Below are 20,805 nucleotides of genomic sequence, written 5' to 3'. Positions count from 1 at the left end.
TTTTGAGAAAAGTTAAAAATGCCAGGAAATCCGGGGCTTCTACGCGCGCGCACCTATTAGAAGCCGGACTGGAGCGGCGGCAAAGCGGAAGAAAATTGCCGCCCGGCGACATGGTAATTGCCGCATTAACCAGATGATAACCATGCGAAGGGCAATTGTCGGAGTATCGAAGGGGGGTTGGAATGTGCGGGGGCACAATCCGGCCAAATGATTGGGGACTTTCATGGCATCGTTAGACGTCAGCCGAGGAGTCTGCGCCCTCGTTCCGGGGTTGCAGCACTGGTTGGAAAATGCCTTTTACATGGTACGCATCGTCGATGCGCAGGCGCCGCGCGAACGTGACGATCGCCGTGTGCTGCTGGCTACCGAGATTGGCCATGCCACCCATCGCGACATTCTGATCAACCTGATCGACGGCGCGCCTTCGCTGGTGCCTGCCGCCAACGGCCTGCCCGCCCGAGTGGCATTCGGTCTTGAGGATATGGCCTTCGCCTTTGCCCTGATCGCTGAGCTGGCCCGCCCGGCGAGCGTGCCGGCAGTAGGGGACGCCGCCAGCACCCGCCTGATGACGCTGGCTGGCCGGGTTGCCCGCAGCGACGCCACCGTCCTGATCCAGGGCGACACCGGCACGGGCAAGGAAGGCATGGCGCGCTTCCTTCATGCCCAGTCGGGCCGCATTTCCCACGACTTCATCGCCGTCAATTGCGCCGCGCTTCCCGAAACCATGATGGAAGCGATGCTGTTCGGTCATAAGAAGGGCAGCTTTACCGGCGCGGCAAACGCTTCGGACGGCCTGTTCCTCGCGGCTGACGGCGGCACTCTGTTCCTTGACGAAATCGCCGAACTGCCGCTGCCGCTTCAGGCCAAGCTGCTCCGCGCGTTGCAGGAAGGCGAAGTCCTTCCCGTCGGCGCGACCCATCCGGTGCCGGTCAATGTCCGCATCATCGCCGCCTGCAACCGCGACCTCGCCGCCGAAGTCGCCGCCGGGCGCTTCCGCGAGGACCTTTACTGGCGCCTCAACGTCATGCCGCTGGAACTGCGTCCGCTGGCCGAGCGTGCTGGCGACGTGACCGCGATCGCCGCCGCCATGCTGCTGCGTCATCAGGATTTCGTGTGGCCGACCGCCGCCGCGCTGGAAAAGCTGGCTGCCCATGTCTGGCCGGGCAATGCCCGTGAGCTGGGTAACGTGCTTCAGCGGGCTATCGTGCTGCGCGATGGGGAGCGGATCGATGCCGAAGACCTGCACATCGCCGGTGCGCCGCAACTGCGCATCGTCGGCGCGCCTGCCCCGGTCGAGCCGGTTCGCCTGCGCGACGTCGCTCACCAGTCGAAACTGGAGGCAGTCCGCGCCGCGCTGCGCGAAACGGACGGCCATCGCGCCGCTGCCGCCGCCAAGCTCGGCATTTCAGAACGCACCCTGCGCTACCGGCTTGCCGAGATGCGCGAACTTGCAGCGGCTTGAGGGAGGTAAGGCATGACCAGCATTTCCCCGACTGACAACGTGATGGCGATCCGCAACGCCATCCTCCAGAAGAACGCGGCTCTCCGCGACGTTGCCCAGACCGGCACGGTCGGCGGCGGCGTGGGTGTAGGCGGAGCCGAGGGCACCAAGCCCGGTGGCTTCACCGAAGCGCTCAACTCCGCATTGCAGCAGGTCAACGGCCTGCAGAGCCGGGCAGGCGAGGCGGCTTCCGCCTTCGAACGGGGCGAAACGACTGATATCGCCGCCGTCATGCTGGCCAAGCAGCAGGCGTCGGTCAGCTTCGAAGCGACCCTTCAGGTCCGCAACAAACTCCTGTCCGCTTACAAGGACATCATGAGCATGCCGGTATAATCCATGAGCGAGAACGCACTCACCCTCGATGGCGGCGCCGCCGCTCTCCCCGCCACCAGCTCCGCCGGTTTCGGTGGCGCGAAGGGCGCCGATGCGCTGAAGGCGCGCTTCACCGGCTTCATCAGGCAGCCCGCAGTGGCGAAGAGCCTGCCGCTGCTCGGCCTGCTCGGCGTCGTCGCCACGGCTGGCGCTGCCTGGCTTGCGCTCCGCGAACCGCCGCAGCGTGACCTGTTCCGTGGCCTGCCCGATGCCGACAAGTCGGCGGTTGCGCAGGTGCTGGATCAGAGCGGTCTTGCCTATGACTTCGACAAGTCGGGCGCGATGACCGTGTCCGAGGATGATTATTTCAAGGCGAAGATGATGCTCGCCGCGCAGGGCCTGCCCAAGAGCGCGCCCGACGGCAACAGCATGATCGACAGCCTGCCGATGGGCGCCAGCCGCGCGGTGGAGGGCGAAAAGCTCCGTTCCGCCCGCGAAATGGACCTTGCCCGCACGATCGAGGCGATCGACAGCGTCGAGAGCGCCAAGGTCCACCTCGCCGTTGAACCGCCCAGCGTTTTCCTGCGGGATCGCGCCAAGCCTTCGGCATCGATCATGCTGCGTCTGGCTTCGGGCCGTACGTTGACCGATGCGCAGGTGAGCGCGATCGTCCACCTCGTCGCCTCGTCGGTGCCGGAACTCAGCCCCGACCAGATTTCGCTGGTGGACCAGAATGGCCGCCTGCTCAGCAACAATGACGGCAACGCCGCCGATGATCGCCAACTCGCCGTGCAGGGCAAGATCGAGGATCGCTATCGCCAGTCGGTGATCGCGCTGCTGACCCCGATCCTGGGCGAGGGCAAATTCTCGACTGAGGTGCGCGCCGAACTCAATTTCGCCGAACGTCAGGCGACCCGCGAAAGCTTCCCGCAGGATGAGGCGCGCCTTCGCACCGAGCAGGGGACATGGGCATCCGATCCGCGCGGTCAGGGTGCAGGCGGCGAGGCAAGCGGTGTTCCGGGCGCGCTGAGCAATCAGGCGCCGGTCAACCCGACCGTCACGCAGACTAATCCCAACGGCCAGGCCGTCAGCCAGGGCACGCAGGCCAATCAGCCCGCGACCCCCGCCAACGCGCCGATGAAGACCGAGGAAACCTTCAACCGGAGCTTCGAGCTGGGTCGTGAAGTGTCCGTCACCAAGGATGCCGTCGGCACCGTCAAGCGCCTGTCGGTTGCCGTCGCGCTCGACAATGGCGCGGACGGCAAGCCCCGCTCGGCGCAGGAAATCGCTGCTCTGGAAGCGTTGGTGAAGGGCGCGGTCGGTTTCGATCAGGCTCGCGGCGATGTGGTGGCCCTGTCCTCGCGCAGTTTCGTGAAGGCCGAAGAAGTGGTGGCCCCCTGGTATGAGGCCGATTGGGTCTCGCCGCTGGTGCGCAACCTGTCGGCTCTCGCCGTCGCGCTGCTCGTCATCTTCGGCATCGGCCGCCCGCTGCTCAAGCGCCGCGCCGCCGCTCAGGAAGCCGCCGCCGCCAACATGGCCGCGCAGGGCCAGAAGATCGGCCGGGAGATTTCGACCGAGATCGGGCGTCAGGCCAGCGTGGCTCCTGCGGGCGGTCAGGCCGTGACGCTCGACATGATCTCCTCCACTTATGACTATGCGCAGCGCGCCGACCTCATTCGCAATTTCGTGAAGCAGGACCCCGATCGCGCCGCCCTTGTCGTCCGCGACCTCCTGAAGGAAGGGAAGAAGGACAATGGCTGAAGCCATGGAAGCTGCTGCGATTAAGGGTAGCGCCGCCGCCGCCGTCCTCCTGATGCTCTTCGATGAGGATGAGGCCGCGCAGATCCTCTCCCGTCTGGAGCCCGACGAAGTCCGCCAGCTCGGTTACGCGATGTACGACGTCGCCGACGTTCAGGTCGAGGAAGTCAACGAAGCGCTCGACCATTTCGTGACCAAGGCGAAGAAGCGCACCACCATCGGCTATGGTGCGACCCGCCATATTCGCGGTGCGATGACCAAGGCGCTGGGCGAGGAGCGTGCTGAAACCATCCTGGCGCGCATCACGCCGCCGACCCGTTCGACGCAGCTGGAAATGCTGAAGTGGATGGACGCCAAGGAAGTCGCGGCGCTGATCGAGGCGGAGCATCCGCAGATCATGGCGATCGTCTTAGCTCATCTGGAAGCCCCGGTCGCCGCCGATGTGCTGCAACTGCTTCCGTCAGAATATCAGGAAGAGATCGTCTATCGCATCGCGACGCTCGGTCCCGTGTCGAACGAAGCACTCGATGACCTTGAACAACTACTGCTGCGCGGTTCGACCTCCAAGAAGCAGGGCGCGGCATCGCAGCGCGGCGGGACGATCGAAGCCGCCGCGATCATGAACAATGTCCGCAAGGAAAATGAGCAGCGGATCATGAAGGCGGTGGCCAAGCGCGACAAGATGATCGCGCAGACCATCGAAGAAGAGATGTTCGTGTTCGATAACCTGATCGACATGGATGACAAGAATATGGGCACGCTGATGCGCACCATCGACAGCAGCGTGCTGGTCGTGGCGCTCAAGGGCGCGAACGAGATGCTGAAGGGCAAGATCTTCGGCGCCATGTCCGCCCGTGCGGCCCAAGCGATCGCCGACGAAATCGAGGAACGCGGACCCATTCGCCTTGCAGAGGTGATGGAGGCGCAGAAGCTGATCATCGCCACCGCGCGCCGCATGGCTGACGCAGGCACCATCATGCTGGGTGGCAAGGGGAACGACTTTGTTTAAGGTCTGGGACGCAGACAGCAGCCTGGATGTCGCCAGCATTCCGCTGGGCGGCATGGGTCAGGTGAAGAACGGAAGCTTTCGTAGCCTTTATGCCGACGGGGCGGCGTCGCCCGGCATGACGATGCACAACGCCATCCCTGCGATGACCGACGATGACCTGCTGGAGCAGGCGCGGATGGAAGCCTTCACCCTTGGCTTCGATGAAGGATGCCGGGTGGTCGGGGACGCCGCCGCCGCCGATGCCGAAGCGCGCGCACGTCTGGCCGAAGCGCTGGAACTGCTGACGCCCGCACCCAGCGGCATGCTGTCCACCATGTTGTCCGCTGCCGTCGTTCGCCTGGTCGAGCAGATCGTGGGCGAGGTGGAGATCGACATCGAACGGCTGGTCCAGCGTTGTGACACTGTTGCTGCCTTCATCGAGGATAATGAGGACAAGAGCGCACTGCACCTGCATCCCGAAGATGCGGCGATGCTGGAAGGGGAAGCCATGGGCCTCAAGATGGTCGGCGACCCTGCCATGCATCGTGGCTGTGTACGTCTCGAAACTGCCGACGGCTGGGTTGAGGATGGCCCGGACGTGCGCCTGTCGCGCCTGCGCGCGCTGATGGACGATATGGAAGGCCGTTCATGAAGGGGGTTTGGGCATGATCAAGGCTTCGCTTGCCCAGGCCGAAAGCCTGTTCGACCATCTTCAGGTTCAGAACCGTGCACCTCGCCATGTGGGACGGCTGGTAAGCCATGACGCGGGCATGCTGGAGGTCACAGGCTTCCGCAAGCCGATCGGCGCAGGCGCACGGGTGATCGCATCGGACGGCACAGTCTGCCGGGCCGAAGTCATCGGCTTTCGTGGCGACAAGACCCTGCTGGTCCCGCTCGACAATGATGTGCCGCTGGAAAATGGCGCGCGCGTCGAGCCGGATAGCCAGGCGAATATGGTGCAGGTGGGCGAGGGGCTGATCGGCCGCGTCATCGACGCCATGGGCCAGCCGCTCGACCGCAAGGGTCCAATCATCGCGGGCGGAAGCTGGCCGCTCAACGGCGTGAAGGGCAATGTCCTCGATCGCGGCCGGGTCACCGAACCGTTCGACCTTGGCGTGCGCGCGGTCAACGCGCTGCTCACCGCCGGGCGGGGCCAGCGTATCGCCATCATCGCGGGCTCTGGCGTCGGCAAGTCGGTCCTCATGGGCCAGATGATCGCCGGGGCTGAAGCCGACATCGTCGTCGTGGGTCTGATCGGCGAACGTGGGCGTGAGGTCAGCGACTTCCTCGAAACCAAGCTCAAAAACTCGATGCACAAGAGCATCGTCGTCGCCGTGCCCGCTGATCATCCCCCGGTGCTGCGCCTGCGCGCCGCCGCGCGGGCCACCGCCATCGCCGAATATTTCCGTGCGCGGGGCAAGAAGGTGCTGCTGCTGATCGACAGCCTCACCCGCTGCGCCCATGCCCAGCGTGAGATCGGCCTCGCTCTTGGCGAACCGCCTGCGATGAAGGGCTATCCGCCCTCCGCGCTCGCCCTGATCCCTCGTCTGGTCGAGCGGGCAGGGGTGGACGCCCGTACCGGAGGCTCCATCACCGCGCTTTACACCGTGCTGGCGGACGGCGACGACACCGACGATCCGATCGTGGACGCTGCCCGCGCCATTGTGGACGGGCATTTCGTCCTCTCGCGCCACTTGTCGGAACAGGCGATCTTCCCCGCCATCGACATCGGCAAATCCCTCTCGCGCGTCATGGCCGATGTGGTGCCGGACGAGCATCGCATGGCCGCCGCCTCCTACCGCCGCCTCTGGGCCGCCTATGAGGAAAATCGCGACCTCATCCTGATGGGCGCTTATCGTCCCGGCAATGACCCGGTGATCGATGAAGCCGTGCAGCGCCGTCAGGAAATCCTCGACTTCATCCGGCAGGATCAGAAGAGCCGGATCGACCTCGACACCAGCGCTGGTGCCCTGATCGCTGAGTTTGGCGCGTGAAGGGTCCGCTCAAAACCCGCCAGCGCGTGCTGCGCGTCCGCCATGTGCAACATGCCCTGGCCGTGGCTGAAACCGCCCGCGCCCGCGACGAAGCAGACGGCATCGAGCGTAACGCCGACAGGCTGCGTAAGGTGCGGAGCGATCTTTTTTCCGACCCCGGCATGGCAACTGGCGCGAATTTTGCAGCGATGCAGGAACTTGCTGGCCGACTGGAGCAGGCTGGCCGTCAGTTGGATGGCGCGCTCTACGATGCGCGCCGCAAGGTTGAGGCGAAGGAAGGCCTCACCCTTGTGGCCAATCGGGATCGCGAAATCGCCGAAAAGCTCAAGGACCGCGCCCGCGCGGACCTGGAGGAATGGCGGGAAACCAAGCTGGCGGCCTTGCCGCGCTACCGCCGGATGCAGCGGACAGGAGATGTATGAGATGAACATGCTTTCCAGCCTGAAGGCACTGCTCTTTTCCTCGGCTTCGCCGGGCGTGACTGCGTCGCAGCCTGCCGCGCCGGGCGAAACAGCGGACTTCGCCGCGCTGTTCAACGGCACCATGGCGGAAGAGATTGGCGCTTCTCCGGGCCTGCCGCAGATTGATGGGCAGGATGCCGCCGCCGCCGTGCCCGAGATTCCCGGCGTCGAGGGGCAGGACGCGGCTGCCACCACCCCGGTTCCTCCTATGAACATCGGTCAGCCAGAGGCCACCCCTGCGCATGGTCATGTCCCGCACGGACTTGCCATAGCGGTTGCCGCCGGCAAGGATTTGCCGTCATCATTGCCGCCCGGCCGAGCGCTGGGGCTCATCAAGCAGGCTGCTGATGCGCCGGTGGAGCAGGCGAAGGTTGATCCGGTCCAGCTTCCCGTGAAGTCTGAGGCAGGCTTGCCGAACGAAGCGCCCATTCAGCCTGAAACCGCATTGCCGGAACAAGCGGAACAAGTGGTCGAACCCCTTCACTTACCCAAGCCGCGCCCGGACATCCGTAAGGACGACGCAGCGCCGGAAGCGATCAGTCCGGTGGTACAGGACGCTCCACCGGCCCCCACAAAATCTTTGCGCAAAGAAAAGGCGAAGACCGAACTGCCGCAGCAAGATGCCGTAACAGCGACGCCAGTGCCGCAACCCGTCGCGGCGGCTGCGGATGTCCCTCCGATCGCTTCCGTGCCAGCGGCGCCAGAACAGGTGTCAGCGGACAACCCGCAAGCCACCGCCGTTATGTCAAACATGCCGGCGATGACTGGGGCGACGCCACCGGCGCCGAAGGGCCGCTCGCCGCTGCCGCGCGAAGCTGAAGGGATCGTTCCTGACAAGCGGGCCGCGCGCAGTGAGAGCAAGATTGCGTCAGCGGTTCCCGAAGCACCCGTTGCGACTGCCGGAAACGAAAGCCCGGCGCCCGAACTTACCGTGGAAGCAGCGCCGGTTCTCAATGGCAAGCCAATGAAGGCAGAAGCGATCGCCCTGCTGCAAATCGTGCGTGAACAGGTGGCCGCGCGCCAGACGGGCGCGTCGGTGCGGGTTGGCGAACAGGTTTCGGCCGCCGCTCATGCGAAAGCCGATGCGTCGGCTCGTCCTGCCGACACGGCGGTCGATCCCTCCATCCTTCCACCGCCCTCTGACGTGGTTCCGACCGTTCCTGCCGCCTCTGCGCCGCAGGGCGCCGCGCCGTCCTTGGCAATCGCCTCGCCCTCGCCTGATCTGTCCGCCAGCCTTGGCGCTCAGGTCGTCGATATGGGCGTATCGGGCCAGTGGATCGACGGGCTGGCCCGCGACATCGCCGGGCTGTCCGCCAATGGCGCGCAGGGCCGTTTCCAAATCGATACGCACCATCTTGGCGCCGTGCAGGTGGACATCCGCCATGATACGGATGGCGCCGCTGTCAGCCTGACCGTTGCCAGCGAAGCGGCGGAGATGGCCTTGCGTCAGGATAGCGACCGACTGAAGCTGGACGCAGGCCTCGCCGCCGTGCGCATTGCCGAGGTGAAGGTCGAACGCGCGCCCGCTATCGCCGAAGCGCATCGTGCCGAAACGAGCGGCCAGTCCTCGTCTCAGCAGCAGCAACAGTCGCAGCAGGGCTCTCAAACGTCCGCCTGGGCGCAGAATGGCGGCCAGAATATGGGCCAGCCCCAAGGTCAGCAAAATCGCTGGCAGGGGCGCGAAAATAACGGCTTTGGCCCTAAAGGCTCCGGCGATCCTGCCGTTCTTAACCATGCAGACGCGCAGCCTGCCGCCCATGACAGGGCGCGCGCGCGGTACGCATAGGATTTAAGGATATTCGGGGGACCGGCAGATGAGCGACGAGGCGAAGGCGAAGAAGAAAAAGGGCGGGGGCATGAAGATGATCCTGCTGGCCGCCGCCGCGCTCGTCCTGGGTGGTGCGGGAACGGCTGGCGGGCTTTATGCCGCCGGTTTCTTCAGCGCCAAGGAAGAAGGCCCCAAGGAAGATCCCAACAAGCCGGTCCTCGTCCTCGCGGGCGAGAGCGCCGAGGAAGTGGCCAAGGCGCATGGCATGGGTGGTGAAGGCCATGGCGAAGGCGGCGGCGCTGGCCATGCGTCCGCGCACAAGCCGGGCAAGGGCATCGACCTGCCCACGCCCACCAATCCGGCCGCCTATCAGGCGACCTATTTCCAGTTGCAGGCGCCCTTCACCTCCAACATGTCGGACACTGACGCCTTCGCCCAGATTTCGGTCGCTGTATCGACCTATTACGACCTGCGCGTGATCGAGGCGATCAAGACCCATGAGATGGCGATTCGCAGTCAGGTTCTGATGATGCTCGCGCAGCAGCCCGAAACGATGCTGGCGACGCCCGAAGGCAAACGCCAGCTCCAGGGGCGCATAAAGGGCGTCATAAACGATATTTTGAAGCAAAAGACGGGCTATGGCGGCATAGATAACGTTTATTTTACCAATTTCGTTATTCAATAGGGGTGCCTGAAAGGTCGGGAAGTCCCCCGTCCACTAGGGCAGGGGACTATCATGACCGACGTTCAGACCTACGCCCTCGGGCGCGGGGAATCGCAGACACCACAGCTGCTGTCCGGACTAGACCGGCTGGGCGAAAAGCTCGGCCGGCGTTTGCGTGCCTTGATCGAGCCTATCTCCGGCGTGCGCCCGCACATCGCGATGCTTGACGCGCGGGTGCTCGATTTCGGCGAATGGTCGGCGGAAGTGCCCGCCTTTTCCAGCATCGGCGTCTATCGCATTACGCCGCTGAAAGGGCAGATGCTGCTGCGCATGGACGCGGCCATGATCTCTACCCTGGTGGATTGCTTCTATGGCGGCCCCGGCAATCGCCCGCTGCCCGCGCGCGGCGAGTTTACGCCGACCGAGGACCGCCTGATCAGCCGTATTTCCGAAGGCGTGATCGGGCGTCTCGTCGAAAGCTGGACCGATATCCTGCCGCTGGAAATTGGCCTCATCGTCCGTGAAGCGGGCATCGGCTTCGCGTCGGCCGCGCAACCGGGCGAACAGATGGTGTTGCAACGCTTCATGCTCAGCATCGCGCGGGATCAGGAATGGCCGATCGACCTGCTGTTTCCGCTTTCCTCGCTGCGCGCGGTGGAGCCGCTTATGGGCGCCAAGGCCACGGTCGATGAAGAACGCATCGATCCTGTGTGGCAGGCACGCATCGCCAATCGCATGCGGGACATCCGCCTGCCTGCCCGCACCGTGCTGGCGCGCCCCAACCTCTCGCTCGCCGACCTCATGCAGTTGAAGACCGGCGACATCATTCCAGTAAACATCAGCCGCAGCCTGCCGCTGATCGTGGGCGATCGTATCGTCGCCCATGGATCAATCGGTGAGCAGGACGGCCGCGCCGCATTCCAGATCGAAAAGATAGCACAGGGACCAGAACAATGAGTGACATGAGCGAAGCGCCGCGGATCGACGGCTTTGCCGAAGAAGGGCTGAGCCGCATGGCGAACAACCGCCAGTTCCGCCTGCTGGCCGACATTCCCGTCCGCATGTCGGTGGAGGTCGGCTCCACCTCGCTGCGTCTGGCGGAGGTCATGGACCTGGCCGAAGGCAGCATCGTCGAACTGGATCGTCAGGCCGACGATCTGCTCGACATCATGGTCAATGGCGCGCTGATCGCGAAGGGTGAGGTCGTCACGGTTAATGGCCGTTATGGCATCCGCATCGTCGATATCGCCGCCGCCGAAAGCCGCCTTGCCGGGGTCGAACGGCGCGGCTGATCGCGCTCAATGCCTTTTTCTCTTGCTGCGCGCCGATCTTTCTGATTCGGAAAGGCGATTAACCATGAAAGCGGATCGCGCCCCATGTTCTGGTACTTCGTCAAACTGCTGATCCTGCTGCCGCTGGTCGGCGGCATGGCCTTTGGCGCGCTGTGGCTCTGGCGCAAATATCAGCCCGGCCTGATGGTGGGGCAGGATGGCCGGTCGCTCAAGATGCTGGAGGCGCTGCCGCTCGGCACCTTTGGCAAGCTCGCTGTAGTCGAGTTCGAGGGAAAGAAGATCCTGCTGTCCGTCACGCGTGGGCGGATCGAGAAGATCGCGGAAGGCGATTCCTATCGTGCGGGGCGCTAAGCTTTTTCTCTCCGTTCGCCCTGTCCGAACGAGTCACTCGCCTCGTTCGAATGTCGAAGGGCATCCCTTCTCTTCAAGAAGTAAAGGGCTTCGACAAGCTCAGCCCGAACGGGTGTCAGGGCGTCTGGTGATCGCCCTTCTGGTCGCAGGGCTGCTGTCTTGGTTGTTCTTAACGACCCCCGCGCTGGCCCAAGCTGCCGTTCCCGCCGCTCCCGTCGATAATGGCGGCGCGCTGACCAAGGCGATGGGTCAGATTTCCGGCGACGGCCGCTCGCTGTCGCTGTCGCTGCAAATCCTGATCCTGATGAGCCTGCTGTCGGTGCTGCCGTCGCTGGTACTCATGATGACCAGCTTCACCCGCATCATCATCGTCCTGTCGCTGCTGCGTCAGGCGCTGGGGTTGCAACAAACGCCGCCCAATCAGGTGCTGGTTGGCCTCTCGCTGTTCCTCTCGCTCTTCGTGATGCGCCCGGCGATCGACCAGATCAACGCACAGGCCTTCGACCCCTATGGCAAGGGCCAGATCAGCATCGAGGAAGCGGTCGGCCGATCGGGCAAGGTCCTGCACGGCTTCATGGCGAAGCAGACCCGTGAGACCGACCTCAAGCTCTTCGCCAACCTTGCCGAAGCGCCCGCCTTCCGATCGCCCGCCGACATTCCCTTCTCGATCCTGCTGCCTGCGTTCGTGACGTCGGAACTCAAGACGGCGTTCCAGATCGGCTTCATGATCTTCCTGCCGTTCCTCATCATCGACCTTGTGGTGGCCTCCACGCTGATGGCGCTCGGCATGATGATGTTGTCGCCGACGATTATCTCGATGCCGTTCAAGCTGCTGCTGTTCGTTCTGGTGGATGGATGGGCGCTGACCATGGGATCGCTGGCAGGGTCGTTCGCGACGTGAGCAAGGCAATTTCCCCTCCACCGTTCGCCCTGAGCTTGTCGAAGGGCTTCTCTTCTTTTGAAGAAGGAAAGGGCTTCGACAAGCTCAGCCCGAACGGCTTTTTGGGACGGAGATAGAAGGTGGACAACGCCGACTTCTTCATGGGCCTCGCCCAACAGGCGCTCTGGATCACGGCGCTCGCCGCTGCGCCCATCCTGATCCCCGCGCTGATCGCGGGCGTCCTCATCGGCATGGTGCAGGCCGCCACCTCCATCAACGAACAGACGTTGAGCTTCATCCCCAAGATCATCGTCGTCGGCGCGATGCTGGTGCTGTTCGGCGGGTCGATCCTCGTCCTGATCGCCGATTTCACCCGCGAGATATTCGAACGCATCCCGGACCTGCTGCAATGATCGCACCGGGCTTCGCGAATGTGGAGACGCAGCTCTGGATCTGGCTCATCGCCATGATCCGACCGGGCGCGGCCTTCATCGCGGCGCCTGTGTTCGGCGCGCCCGCCGTGCCGCTGCCGCTGCGCTTCATCCTTTCGCTGGCGCTCGGCATGGCCGCGCTCAACAGCGTCACGATTCAGCTGCCGCAGGACGGCGTCGCCAGTTTCGCGGGCGTCATGCTGGTTATGGGCGAAGTGCTGGCTGGACTCGCCATGGGGTTTGCGGTCCAGATCGGCTATGCCGCCGCCTTCGTCGCGGGGGAGACGATCGGCAATGCCATGGGCCTCAACTTCGCCGCCATGGTCGATCCGTCATCCGGCCAGGCGACGCAGGCGATCGGCACGTTCCTGTCGATCCTCGCCACCTTCCTCCTGCTCGGCATGGACGGCCACCTGATGCTCGCCAGCTTCGTGGTGCAAAGTTACAAGGCGCTGCCGCCGGGCGACGCGATGCTGAGCAATGACGCGGTTTGGCACCTCGTCCAGTTCGGCGGATCGCTGCTCGGCGCGGGAGTCACCGTCGCGCTGCCGGTCGGCTTCGCGCTGATCCTCGTGCAAATCATCATGGGCATGCTCGCCCGCAGCGCGCCGTCGCTCAACCTTTTTGCCGTGGGTATGCCGGTTGCCGTCATGGCTGGCCTTATCCTGTTGGCGATCGCTGCGCCGGTGATGGGCGAGGGACTGACCGCCGCGCTCAAGGCTGGGCTCGACCAAGCTCAGTCGATCGCGGAGGGCCGCTGACATGGCGGGGGATAATGGCGGCGGCGAAAAGACCGAAAAACCGACCCAAAAGAAATTGCAGGACGCCGCCAAGAAGGGCGACATCCTCCAATCGAAGGAATTGGCTACCGCGTTGGTGGTGATGGCCGGGATCGGCTGGATAGCGGTCACGGGGCCGTCCGTCGTTGAATCCCTCTCCCAGATGCTGATCGAGGCGCTGCGCTTCCGCCGCGAGGACATTACCGACTTCGCTCCCGCCGCGCGCGGCATGAGCCTGCTCACCGGCATCGCCTTGCCGGTTGGCGGCATCTTGCTGGCGACGACGCTCGCGGCCATTGCGGGACCAGCGATTCTAGGCTCCCTCGGCTTCCGCCCGGGCGCCTTCGCGCCCAAGGCATCGAAGCTCAATCCGGCGGCGGGCCTCAAGCGTATGTTCGGCATGCAGGGCCTCATCGAACTGATGAAGTCGATCGCCAAGGTCACGCTGCTCGGAGCGATCGGAGTCTGGCTGATCTGGGACCGGTTGACCGCCATCATCGGCCTCGGCTCGCGGGGCCTCGCCCCGGCCATGTCGGACTTGGGCAACATGTTCATCATGACCTGCCTCATCATGGCGGGTGGCCTGTTCCTGATCGCGGGCATCGACGTGCCCGCGCAGATCATGCAGCGGTCCAAGCGCCTTGGCATGAGCAAGCAGGACATCAAGGACGAGCATAAGGAGAGCGAAGGCTCACCCGAACTCAAAGGCCATATCCGCCGCCGCCAGTTCGAGGTGTTGAGCGGATCGACGCGCAAGGCCGTGGCCGAAGCCAGCGTCATCATCACCAACCCCACCCACTTCGCCGTCGCACTGCGCTACAAGCCGGGGCAGGACGCCGCGCCAGTCGTGGTCGCCAAGGGATGCGACGCCATCGCCGCCGCCATCCGTGAGTTGGCTGACCAGAATGGCGTAACGGTGCTGCAATATCCCGACCTTGCCCGCGCCATCTACTTCACCTCGCGGGCCGGGCAGATAGTCAATGAAGGGCTCTACATGGCGGTCGCGACCGTCCTTGCCTTCGTCTTCCGCGTGGAAAACCGGATGGCGAGCGAGATCGATCGGCCCTTCATCAGCGTGCCCGACGATCTGCGCTTCGACGCCGATGGGCAGAAGCTGTAAGGCATTCCGAAGTCATCGGCACACCCCTAATCCGTTCGCCCTTCGGATCGACAAGCTCAGCCCGAACGGGGGTAAGGGTGATGCCGAAAAACTTCTTAGGTGAACTAAAACTTAGGCATTGCTGGCCGTAATATATTCACGGGGACGCATTCAGATGGTGCGTCATGAACAAATATGTTTCGCGGAGCGACTTAACACAGGTTGATCGGGTATCATCCCGAACGCCGTCGGCCGTGCCCCCAGTCCAGCCGATTGCAGCCCAGCAGGGAGCCGATCGGCATGCGGGCAAGCGCCAGAAGGGCGACCCGATGTCCACTCTGTCCGAAGATGACCTCGCCAGCGCGGCGGAATATGCCAAGGTGCATGCCCGCGTGGCCGACATACTGGCGGAACTGCGCTCGGCCTCGGCCGCGCCCACGGTTGAAGCGGCGGAGGCCGATATTCAGTCGCTGCTGCCAGCGCCGATGATCCTGGTGCCGTTGCCGCCCGCATCGAAGGAAGTGATCGAAAGCGCCGTCACCTTGGGCAAACGCATCGCCGAACAGGCAAGCTATGCCCATGCCGCGCAGGCGCATCTGCGCCGTGGCACGGTGGATCAGCTGCTTTCAATCGACGGTTGAGGAAAGATCGCCGCGCGCGATCTTCCTTACCCCATGAAAATCATTCCTAAAGGTCTTCGTCCTAGAGCCGTTCTCATCCTCGAAAGGACGGACGATGACCTCGGTAAGCAGCAGCATTTCAACAGCGCTAGGCATTGGGTCCGGTATCGACACCGGAGCGCTGGTCACCAGCCTGGTGAGCGCCGCCCGCGATCCGAAGCAGAAGGTCATCATCGATCGCCAGAGCGCCAACAATGCAAGGATTTCGGCGCTCGCATCGGCCTCCAACTCGCTCGACACTTTTGCCAACGCGCTGAACAGCCTGCTCGCCGGAACGGGTTTCGCGGGTTCGCCCGCTTCCAATGATCCCAGCATCGCGGCTGTCAGCCTGCTGCCGGGCGGCGTGCCGAAGCTCCCGGCGCAGCTTCAGGTGCAGCAGCTCGCCGCCGCGCAGACCATTGCCTCCGCACCCGTTTCAGGCGCAACCGCCGCTACGGTGCTTGGTGAGGGCAGCTTCGCGCTGACAGTGGGTACAGGCGCCGCCGTCCCTATCACGCTCGGCGCCGGTGCGACCTATGCTGATCTTGCCGCAGCGATCAACGCAGCCGGGACAAGTGTCACAGCCAGCGTCATCACCGACAATCAGGGCACGCGCCTGGTGATGAAGGGCGCGACGGGCGCGGCGAACAGTTTTACCTTCACCAACACATCTTCGCCCGCAAACGCCGCGCTCGACGCCTTCACATGGGATGGCACGACCGGCGGGATGAGCCGCGAGGTGCAGGCGCAGGATTCGATCATCTTTCTGGATGGCGTCGAGCAGCACTACAGCAGAAACACGATCGATACCGCCATCGCCAATCTGCGCATCGACCTGAACAAGGCCGCGCCGGGCACTGACGTGACCCTGGCGACGACCGAGCCGACCACGTCGATGCGCGATCTGATGGTCGAGTTCGTCGATGCCTATAATACGCTGATGAAGGCGCTGAATACCGCCACGGCGGCCGGGGGCAATTCGTCCAGCGCGGGCGCGTTGAACGGCGAGGCTTCGATCCGCGACATGAAGCGGCAGCTGTCGCAGATGACTTCAGCCGTGCTTGCCCCGACGGGAACCTACACGACGCTGTCGTCCATCGGTATCAGCACCAATCGCGACGGGACGTTGAAGCTGGATACCGCCGCGCTCGACAAGGCGCTTGTCGCCGACGCAGCTGCGGTCACCCAGATGCTGAACCCGGCGGTCAAGTCGGACACGACGCCCGGCCTCGCCGGTTTGATGGACGGCGTGCGCGACAGGATCCAGCAGACCGACGGGCCGCTCGTTACTGCGAAGAGCAAATATGAAAAGCTGAGCGAGGCGTTGGCCGAGCAGCTGGAAAAGCTGAACGACCAGATGACCAACTATCAGGCGCAGCTTTCGAAGGTCTATTCGGAGATGGACAAACGTCTGGCCGCCTTCAAGGCGACCCAGACCTATCTGGAACAGCAGGTCGCCATGTGGACCAAGAGCGATAATTGATAACAGGGGTCAGGTAAGATGTTCTATTCTCAGCAGGGCTATGCAGGCAATCGCGCGGCGCGCGGCTATGCGGCCGTTCATTCGGGCAGCCGGATCGAAGGCGCCACGCCCCATGCTTTGGTGAAGGTGCTGTTTGACGAACTGGTGATCGCACTCGAAGCGACCGCACTCGCCGAACGCAACAATGACCGCCTGAAGGTGTCGGACAAGCAGGCCCGCGCCATGTCGATCCTGATCGCGCTTGAATCCAGCCTCGACTTCGACAAGGGCGGCGACATCGCCATGGGCCTTGCGCAAATCTACCGCGAAGCGCGCCGCCTGCTGCTGCTTAGCGCCAAGGAGCGTTCACCTGAACATGCCGAGCAGGCCCGCGACATCATCGCTGAAATCGCCGACGCCTGGAACCAGATCGGCTGACGATTCTCTAACGGCCGTCATCCCAGCGAAAGCTGGGATGACGTTCCTGGAATGGCTTGCACCACTCCAGCGCCCCTAGTATAGGCAGCGCTCGCAAAGGGCGGCCCGGCGGGGGCCGCCTTTTTGCGTTTTGAGACTTTTTTCATCAGCCCCAGCGAAGGGAGGGCCACCATGTCGATTACGCCGCTCATGCCCGTTTACCCCCGGTGCGATGTCCGCCCGGTGCGAGGCGAGGGCTGCTATCTGATCGGCGAGCGTGGCGAGCGTTATCTCGATTTTGCCAGCGGCATCGCGGTCAACCTGCTCGGCCATGGTCACCCGAGGCTGGTGAAGGCGATCGCCGATCAGGCCGCGACGCTGATGCACACGTCGAACCTCTACGGCATGCCGCTGGGGGAGAAGTTCGCGCAGCGGCTGGTCGATTCGACCTTTGCCGACACGGTCTTCTTCACCAATTCAGGCGCCGAAGCGGTCGAATGCGCGATCAAGACCGCGCGCCGCTATCACTATGTCAATGGGCAGGCGCACCGGCACAACATCATCAGCTTCGACAACGCCTTCCACGGCCGGACGCTTGGAACCATCTCGGCCACCAGTCAGCCCAAGATGCGCGATGGCTTCGAACCCCTGTTGCCCGGCTTCACCGTCGTACCATTCAACGATCTGGAAGCTGCCGCCGCTGCCGTCGATGAGAACACCGCCGGTTTCCTCGTCGAAACCGTGCAGGGCGAAGGCGGCGTCACGCCCGCAACCCAGGAGTTCCTCGCCGGTCTGCGCAAGCTGTGCGACGAGAAGGGCATGCTGCTGATCCTGGACGAAGTGCAGTGCGGCTATGCCCGCACCGGCACCTTCTTCGCCCATGAGCAATATGGCGTGAACCCGGACATCATGGCCGTCGCCAAGGGCATCGGCGCGGGCTTCCCGCTCGGCGCCTGCCTCGCGACGGAGGAAGCGGCCAAGGGCATGGTGTTCGGCACCCATGGCTCCACCTATGGCGGCAACCCGCTCGCTATGGCGGTCGGCCTGACTGTCCTGGACGAAGTGCTGGGCGAAGGCTTTCTCGACCATGTGAACAGCATCGGCGCGCGCCTGCGTTCGGCGCTGGAGCAGCTCATCCCCAACCACGACATGTTCGAGGATGTGCGCGGTCTTGGCCTGATGCTCGGCGTCAAGCTCAAGGATAGCAGCGACGCGCGCGAGTTCGTGGCGCATCTGCGCGACAATCATGGGCTGCTGGTGGTGTCTGCGGGACAGAATGTCGTCCGCATCCTGCCGCCGCTCATCATCGACGAGAACCATGTCGCCGAATGCATCGAAAAGCTGTCCGCTGGTGCCCGCAGCTTCGCGGAGGCTTCAGCCGCCTGACATTGAATAGCCCCCTCCGTTCGCGTCAAGCGAAGTCGAGAAGCCTCATGCGCGTTTCTCGACAAGCTCGAAACGAACGGATGCAGGGAGAGTGAGGCCATTATGACCAGACATTTCCTGAATCTCTCCGACGCTGGCGCCGACGCGCTCGCCGCCATGCTCGCCGACGCCATCGACCGGAAAGCTGCCCGCAAGGCCCTGCCAAAGGGCCAGCCCGACGCCGACGCGCCGCTTGCCGGGCACACGCTGGCGATGATCTTCGAAAAGAACAGCACCCGCACCCGCGTCAGCTTTGACATGGCGATCCGCCAGCTTGGCGGGACATCGCTCATCCTCGACGGGGCCACCAGCCAGCTCGGCCGCGGCGAAACCGTGGCGGACACGGCCCGCGTGCTCAGCCGCATGTGCGACATGATCATGATCCGCACCGACGATCACGCAAAGATCGAGGAGATGGCCCGCCACGCGACCGTTCCGGTGATCAACGGCCTCACCGACCTGTCGCATCCGTGCCAGATCACCGCCGACCTGCTGACTCTGGTCGAACATGGCGTGGCCCTGCCGGGCAGCCAGTGGGCATGGCTGGGCGACGGCAATAATGTCCTGCACTCGATCATCGAAGCGGCAGGCCTCTTCAAGTTCGACCTGCGCATCGCCGTGCCCGAAGGCTATGAGCCCGACCACGCCTTCATCAAGGAGGCGCAGGCTCTGGGCGCGGGCATCACGCTCACCCGCGATCCGATCGAAGCGGTGGCGGGGGCCGACGCCGTCGTCACCGACACGTGGATTTCCATGGGTCAGGCGCATGCGGACGAAAAGCTCAAAGCCATGATGCCCTATCAGGTGACGCAAGACCTGATGGCAAAGGCAAAGCCCAGCGCGAAATTCCTGCACTGCCTGCCTGCCCACCGTGGGGAGGAAGTCGTCCCCGAAGTGATCGACGGCCCGCAGTCGCTGATCTGGGACGAAGCGGAGAACCGGATTCATGCGCAGAAGTCCGTGCTGCTCTGGGCCGCTGGCCGCCTCGGTTGAGTTTGCCGAACATGTTCCTATCTAGCTGCGAACCGGCCGGGCGCTGACGCCCGGCCGCCGCTATATTCCCGCCCTGCACCGGGACTAACGGAGCTTGTCTTGAACGCATCCGATATCGATCAGGCCCTGGGCTTTACCATTCCGTCGCGTCACGCGCGCGGGCGCATTCTTCGCCTTGGGCCGGTGCTGGACCAGGTGCTTGCCGCCCACGCCTATCCGCCGCCAGTCGAAAGGCTGCTGGCCTCCGCGTTGGTCCTCGCGGCGCTGCTCGGCTCGACGCTCAAGGATGCGGGCGGACAGCTTACGCTTCAGGCGCATAACGAACATGGCGTCGTCAGCCTGCTCGTCGCCGATTACAAGGGCGGCGAAGTGCGCGGCTACGCCAAGTTCGACGCCGATCGGCTGGCAGAGTTGGGGCCTGACCCGACGCTGTTCGGCCTGTTCGGCAAGGGCTTTCTCGCCATCACCTTCGATCAGGCGGTGACTGGCGAGCGCTATCAGGGCATCGTCCCGCTCGACGGCGATTCGCTCGCGCAGGCGGCCGAACATTATTTCTTCCAGTCCGAACAGATACCCAGCGTCGTGCAGATCGCCGTCCGTCACGAAGCGGGGCAGGGCTGCTTCGCCGCAGGCATGCTGCTCCAGCATCTGCCCGAAGGCGAAGTGGGCCGCGAACGGCTCCACACGCGGCACGATCATCCCGAATGGGAACATGTTCAGGCGCTGGCCGTCACGCTCAGTGACAACGAACTCACCGACGAAGCACTGCCGTTGACGGACATCGTCTGGCGCCTGTTCCATGAGGAAGAGGTGGTGCGCGTCACCGATCCGGTCGACCTGACCAAGGGTTGCCGCTGCGATCTGGCCCATATCCGCAGCGTGATCGGCCGTTTCCCCGCCGAAGAACGTGCCCAAATGGCTGATGAACAGGGGGTAATTGGGGTAGATTGCGCCTTTTGTTCGCGCTTGTTTCCAGTTTCGCTGGACAGTTTCGTGCAAGGCTGACACGAATTTATTGCGACTTCGGAACAGGTTGGGGCGTTAGCGGGGGCTGGCGCTATCAACCCGCCGGATTTGGGTGCATGAAGGCCGTGCCGCCATGCATGCGGCGAGCCGCTCCGGAGTTCGGGATGAAATACGGGGGCTATCGAATGACGTCAGGTCTGCACGTCTTGGGCGCGGCCATTGCGATGCTGATCGCTGTATCGCCGGTCGAGTCGCAGGCGCTTTCCGAACCGCCGCTCAGGGGGCTGGAGCCTGGCGAATGGGAGTTGCGCGAACGGCCGGAGCAGGGCGGGAAGGGCGATATACGCCACATCTGCCTTGCCGATATTCGCCAGTTGATCCAGCTTCGTCATGGTCGCAACAACTGCAAAAGGCTGACGATCGATGAAAGCGCCAAACGGCTGACGGTCAGCTACGATTGCGCTGGGGCTGGGGGCGGGCGCACCGATCTGCGCATCGAAACGTCCCGACTGGTGCAGATCCACTCTCAGGGGATTGCGGGCGGCGCACCCTTCTCCTTCAGCATGGAAGGACGGCGCATCGGCGCCTGCCATTGACCGCACCGC

23 protein-coding genes are annotated in these 20,805 nt (G+C 64.0%); all 23 read left to right on the top strand.

Annotated features, from left to right (window positions below; translation table 11 throughout):
* Positions 1-223: 223 nt before the first annotated feature.
* The 23 genes from ACZ5U1_RS08300 (at position 224) to ACZ5U1_RS08190 (ending at position 20,796) form a co-directional block, all read left to right on the top strand.
* Entirely contained in the window at positions 224-1,462 is a 1,239-nt protein-coding gene (locus ACZ5U1_RS08300) for a sigma-54 interaction domain-containing protein (RefSeq protein ID WP_464778000.1), read from the top strand.
* A gap of 12 nt (positions 1,463-1,474) precedes the next feature.
* Positions 1,475-1,834 carry a flagellar hook-basal body complex protein FliE gene (fliE, locus tag ACZ5U1_RS08295; protein ID WP_464777999.1) on the top strand — a complete coding sequence of 120 codons (360 nt, stop codon included), beginning with the start codon at positions 1,475-1,477 and terminating at the stop codon, positions 1,832-1,834.
* A 3-nt stretch (positions 1,835-1,837) separates the two neighbouring features.
* Entirely contained in the window at positions 1,838-3,574 is a 1,737-nt protein-coding gene (gene fliF / locus ACZ5U1_RS08290; protein ID WP_464777998.1) for a flagellar basal-body MS-ring/collar protein FliF, read from the top strand.
* Positions 3,567-4,580 carry a flagellar motor switch protein FliG gene (fliG, locus tag ACZ5U1_RS08285; protein WP_464777997.1) on the top strand — a complete coding sequence of 338 codons (1,014 nt, stop codon included), beginning with the start codon at positions 3,567-3,569 and terminating at the stop codon, positions 4,578-4,580. The genes fliF and fliG overlap by 8 nt, the downstream gene beginning before the upstream one ends.
* Positions 4,573-5,211, top strand: coding sequence for a FliH/SctL family protein (locus ACZ5U1_RS08280; protein WP_464777996.1), 639 nt, complete (start codon positions 4,573-4,575; stop codon positions 5,209-5,211). Before fliG ends, ACZ5U1_RS08280 begins: the two co-directional genes overlap by 8 nt.
* A gap of 13 nt (positions 5,212-5,224) precedes the next feature.
* A complete protein-coding gene (locus tag ACZ5U1_RS08275) occupies positions 5,225-6,553 on the top strand; it encodes a FliI/YscN family ATPase (protein ID WP_460986476.1) in 1,329 nt (442 codons plus the stop codon).
* On the top strand, positions 6,550-6,975 hold the full coding sequence (locus ACZ5U1_RS08270) for a hypothetical protein (RefSeq protein ID WP_464777995.1): 426 nt from the start codon (positions 6,550-6,552) through the stop codon (positions 6,973-6,975). The genes ACZ5U1_RS08275 and ACZ5U1_RS08270 overlap by 4 nt, the downstream gene beginning before the upstream one ends.
* A 1-nt stretch (position 6,976) precedes the next feature.
* Positions 6,977-8,800: a flagellar hook-length control protein FliK gene (locus ACZ5U1_RS08265; protein ID WP_464777994.1), complete on the top strand. Its 1,824-nt coding sequence runs from the start codon at positions 6,977-6,979 to the stop codon at positions 8,798-8,800.
* Between the two features lie 28 nt (positions 8,801-8,828).
* Positions 8,829-9,467, top strand: a complete 639-nt coding sequence (locus tag ACZ5U1_RS08260; RefSeq protein WP_464777993.1) for a flagellar basal body-associated FliL family protein — start codon at positions 8,829-8,831, stop codon at positions 9,465-9,467.
* 51 nt (positions 9,468-9,518) lie between these two features.
* On the top strand, positions 9,519-10,403 hold the full coding sequence (locus ACZ5U1_RS08255) for a flagellar motor switch protein FliM (protein WP_460986473.1): 885 nt from the start codon (positions 9,519-9,521) through the stop codon (positions 10,401-10,403).
* A complete protein-coding gene (fliN, locus tag ACZ5U1_RS08250; protein WP_464777992.1) occupies positions 10,400-10,738 on the top strand; it encodes a flagellar motor switch protein FliN in 339 nt (112 codons plus the stop codon). The genes ACZ5U1_RS08255 and fliN overlap by 4 nt, the downstream gene beginning before the upstream one ends.
* An 84-nt stretch (positions 10,739-10,822) precedes the next feature.
* Positions 10,823-11,089 carry a FliO/MopB family protein gene (locus ACZ5U1_RS08245; RefSeq protein WP_464777991.1) on the top strand — a complete coding sequence of 89 codons (267 nt, stop codon included), beginning with the start codon at positions 10,823-10,825 and terminating at the stop codon, positions 11,087-11,089.
* Between the two features lie 124 nt (positions 11,090-11,213).
* Positions 11,214-11,990 (top strand): flagellar type III secretion system pore protein FliP, encoded by a 777-nt coding sequence (fliP, locus tag ACZ5U1_RS08240; RefSeq protein ID WP_464779996.1) that lies wholly within the window; start codon positions 11,214-11,216, stop codon positions 11,988-11,990.
* A gap of 119 nt (positions 11,991-12,109) precedes the next feature.
* The gene (gene fliQ, locus ACZ5U1_RS08235) at positions 12,110-12,382 is read left to right on the top strand and encodes a flagellar biosynthesis protein FliQ (RefSeq protein WP_066527003.1); all 273 of its coding nucleotides are present in this window, start codon (positions 12,110-12,112) and stop codon (positions 12,380-12,382) included.
* Positions 12,379-13,161, top strand: a complete 783-nt coding sequence (gene fliR / locus ACZ5U1_RS08230; RefSeq protein ID WP_464777990.1) for a flagellar biosynthetic protein FliR — start codon at positions 12,379-12,381, stop codon at positions 13,159-13,161. Before fliQ ends, fliR begins: the two co-directional genes overlap by 4 nt.
* Position 13,162: 1 nt before the next feature.
* A complete protein-coding gene (gene flhB, locus ACZ5U1_RS08225) occupies positions 13,163-14,299 on the top strand; it encodes a flagellar type III secretion system protein FlhB (RefSeq protein ID WP_464777989.1) in 1,137 nt (378 codons plus the stop codon).
* A gap of 308 nt (positions 14,300-14,607) precedes the next feature.
* Positions 14,608-14,919 carry a hypothetical protein gene (locus ACZ5U1_RS08220; RefSeq protein WP_464777988.1) on the top strand — a complete coding sequence of 104 codons (312 nt, stop codon included), beginning with the start codon at positions 14,608-14,610 and terminating at the stop codon, positions 14,917-14,919.
* 94 nt (positions 14,920-15,013) lie between these two features.
* A complete protein-coding gene (gene fliD, locus ACZ5U1_RS08215) occupies positions 15,014-16,420 on the top strand; it encodes a flagellar filament capping protein FliD (RefSeq protein WP_464777987.1) in 1,407 nt (468 codons plus the stop codon).
* 18 nt (positions 16,421-16,438) lie between these two features.
* Positions 16,439-16,837, top strand: coding sequence for a flagellar export chaperone FliS (locus tag ACZ5U1_RS08210; RefSeq protein ID WP_464777986.1), 399 nt, complete (start codon positions 16,439-16,441; stop codon positions 16,835-16,837).
* Positions 16,838-17,008: 171 nt separating this feature from the next.
* Positions 17,009-18,202 (top strand): acetylornithine transaminase, encoded by a 1,194-nt coding sequence (locus ACZ5U1_RS08205; RefSeq protein WP_464777985.1) that lies wholly within the window; start codon positions 17,009-17,011, stop codon positions 18,200-18,202.
* Between the two features lie 102 nt (positions 18,203-18,304).
* Positions 18,305-19,234 (top strand): ornithine carbamoyltransferase, encoded by a 930-nt coding sequence (gene argF, locus ACZ5U1_RS08200; RefSeq protein WP_464777984.1) that lies wholly within the window; start codon positions 18,305-18,307, stop codon positions 19,232-19,234.
* Between the two features lie 99 nt (positions 19,235-19,333).
* Positions 19,334-20,239 carry an Hsp33 family molecular chaperone HslO gene (gene hslO / locus ACZ5U1_RS08195; RefSeq protein WP_464777983.1) on the top strand — a complete coding sequence of 302 codons (906 nt, stop codon included), beginning with the start codon at positions 19,334-19,336 and terminating at the stop codon, positions 20,237-20,239.
* A 146-nt stretch (positions 20,240-20,385) separates the two neighbouring features.
* On the top strand, positions 20,386-20,796 hold the full coding sequence (locus ACZ5U1_RS08190; RefSeq protein WP_464777982.1) for a DUF3617 domain-containing protein: 411 nt from the start codon (positions 20,386-20,388) through the stop codon (positions 20,794-20,796).
* Positions 20,797-20,805 lie beyond the last annotated feature (9 nt).

The sequence above is a fragment of the Sphingobium sp. TomTYG72 genome (assembly GCF_055394715.1).
Note: the sequence above shows the minus strand (reverse complement) of the source record. Positions and strands in the feature narration are given on the sequence as shown.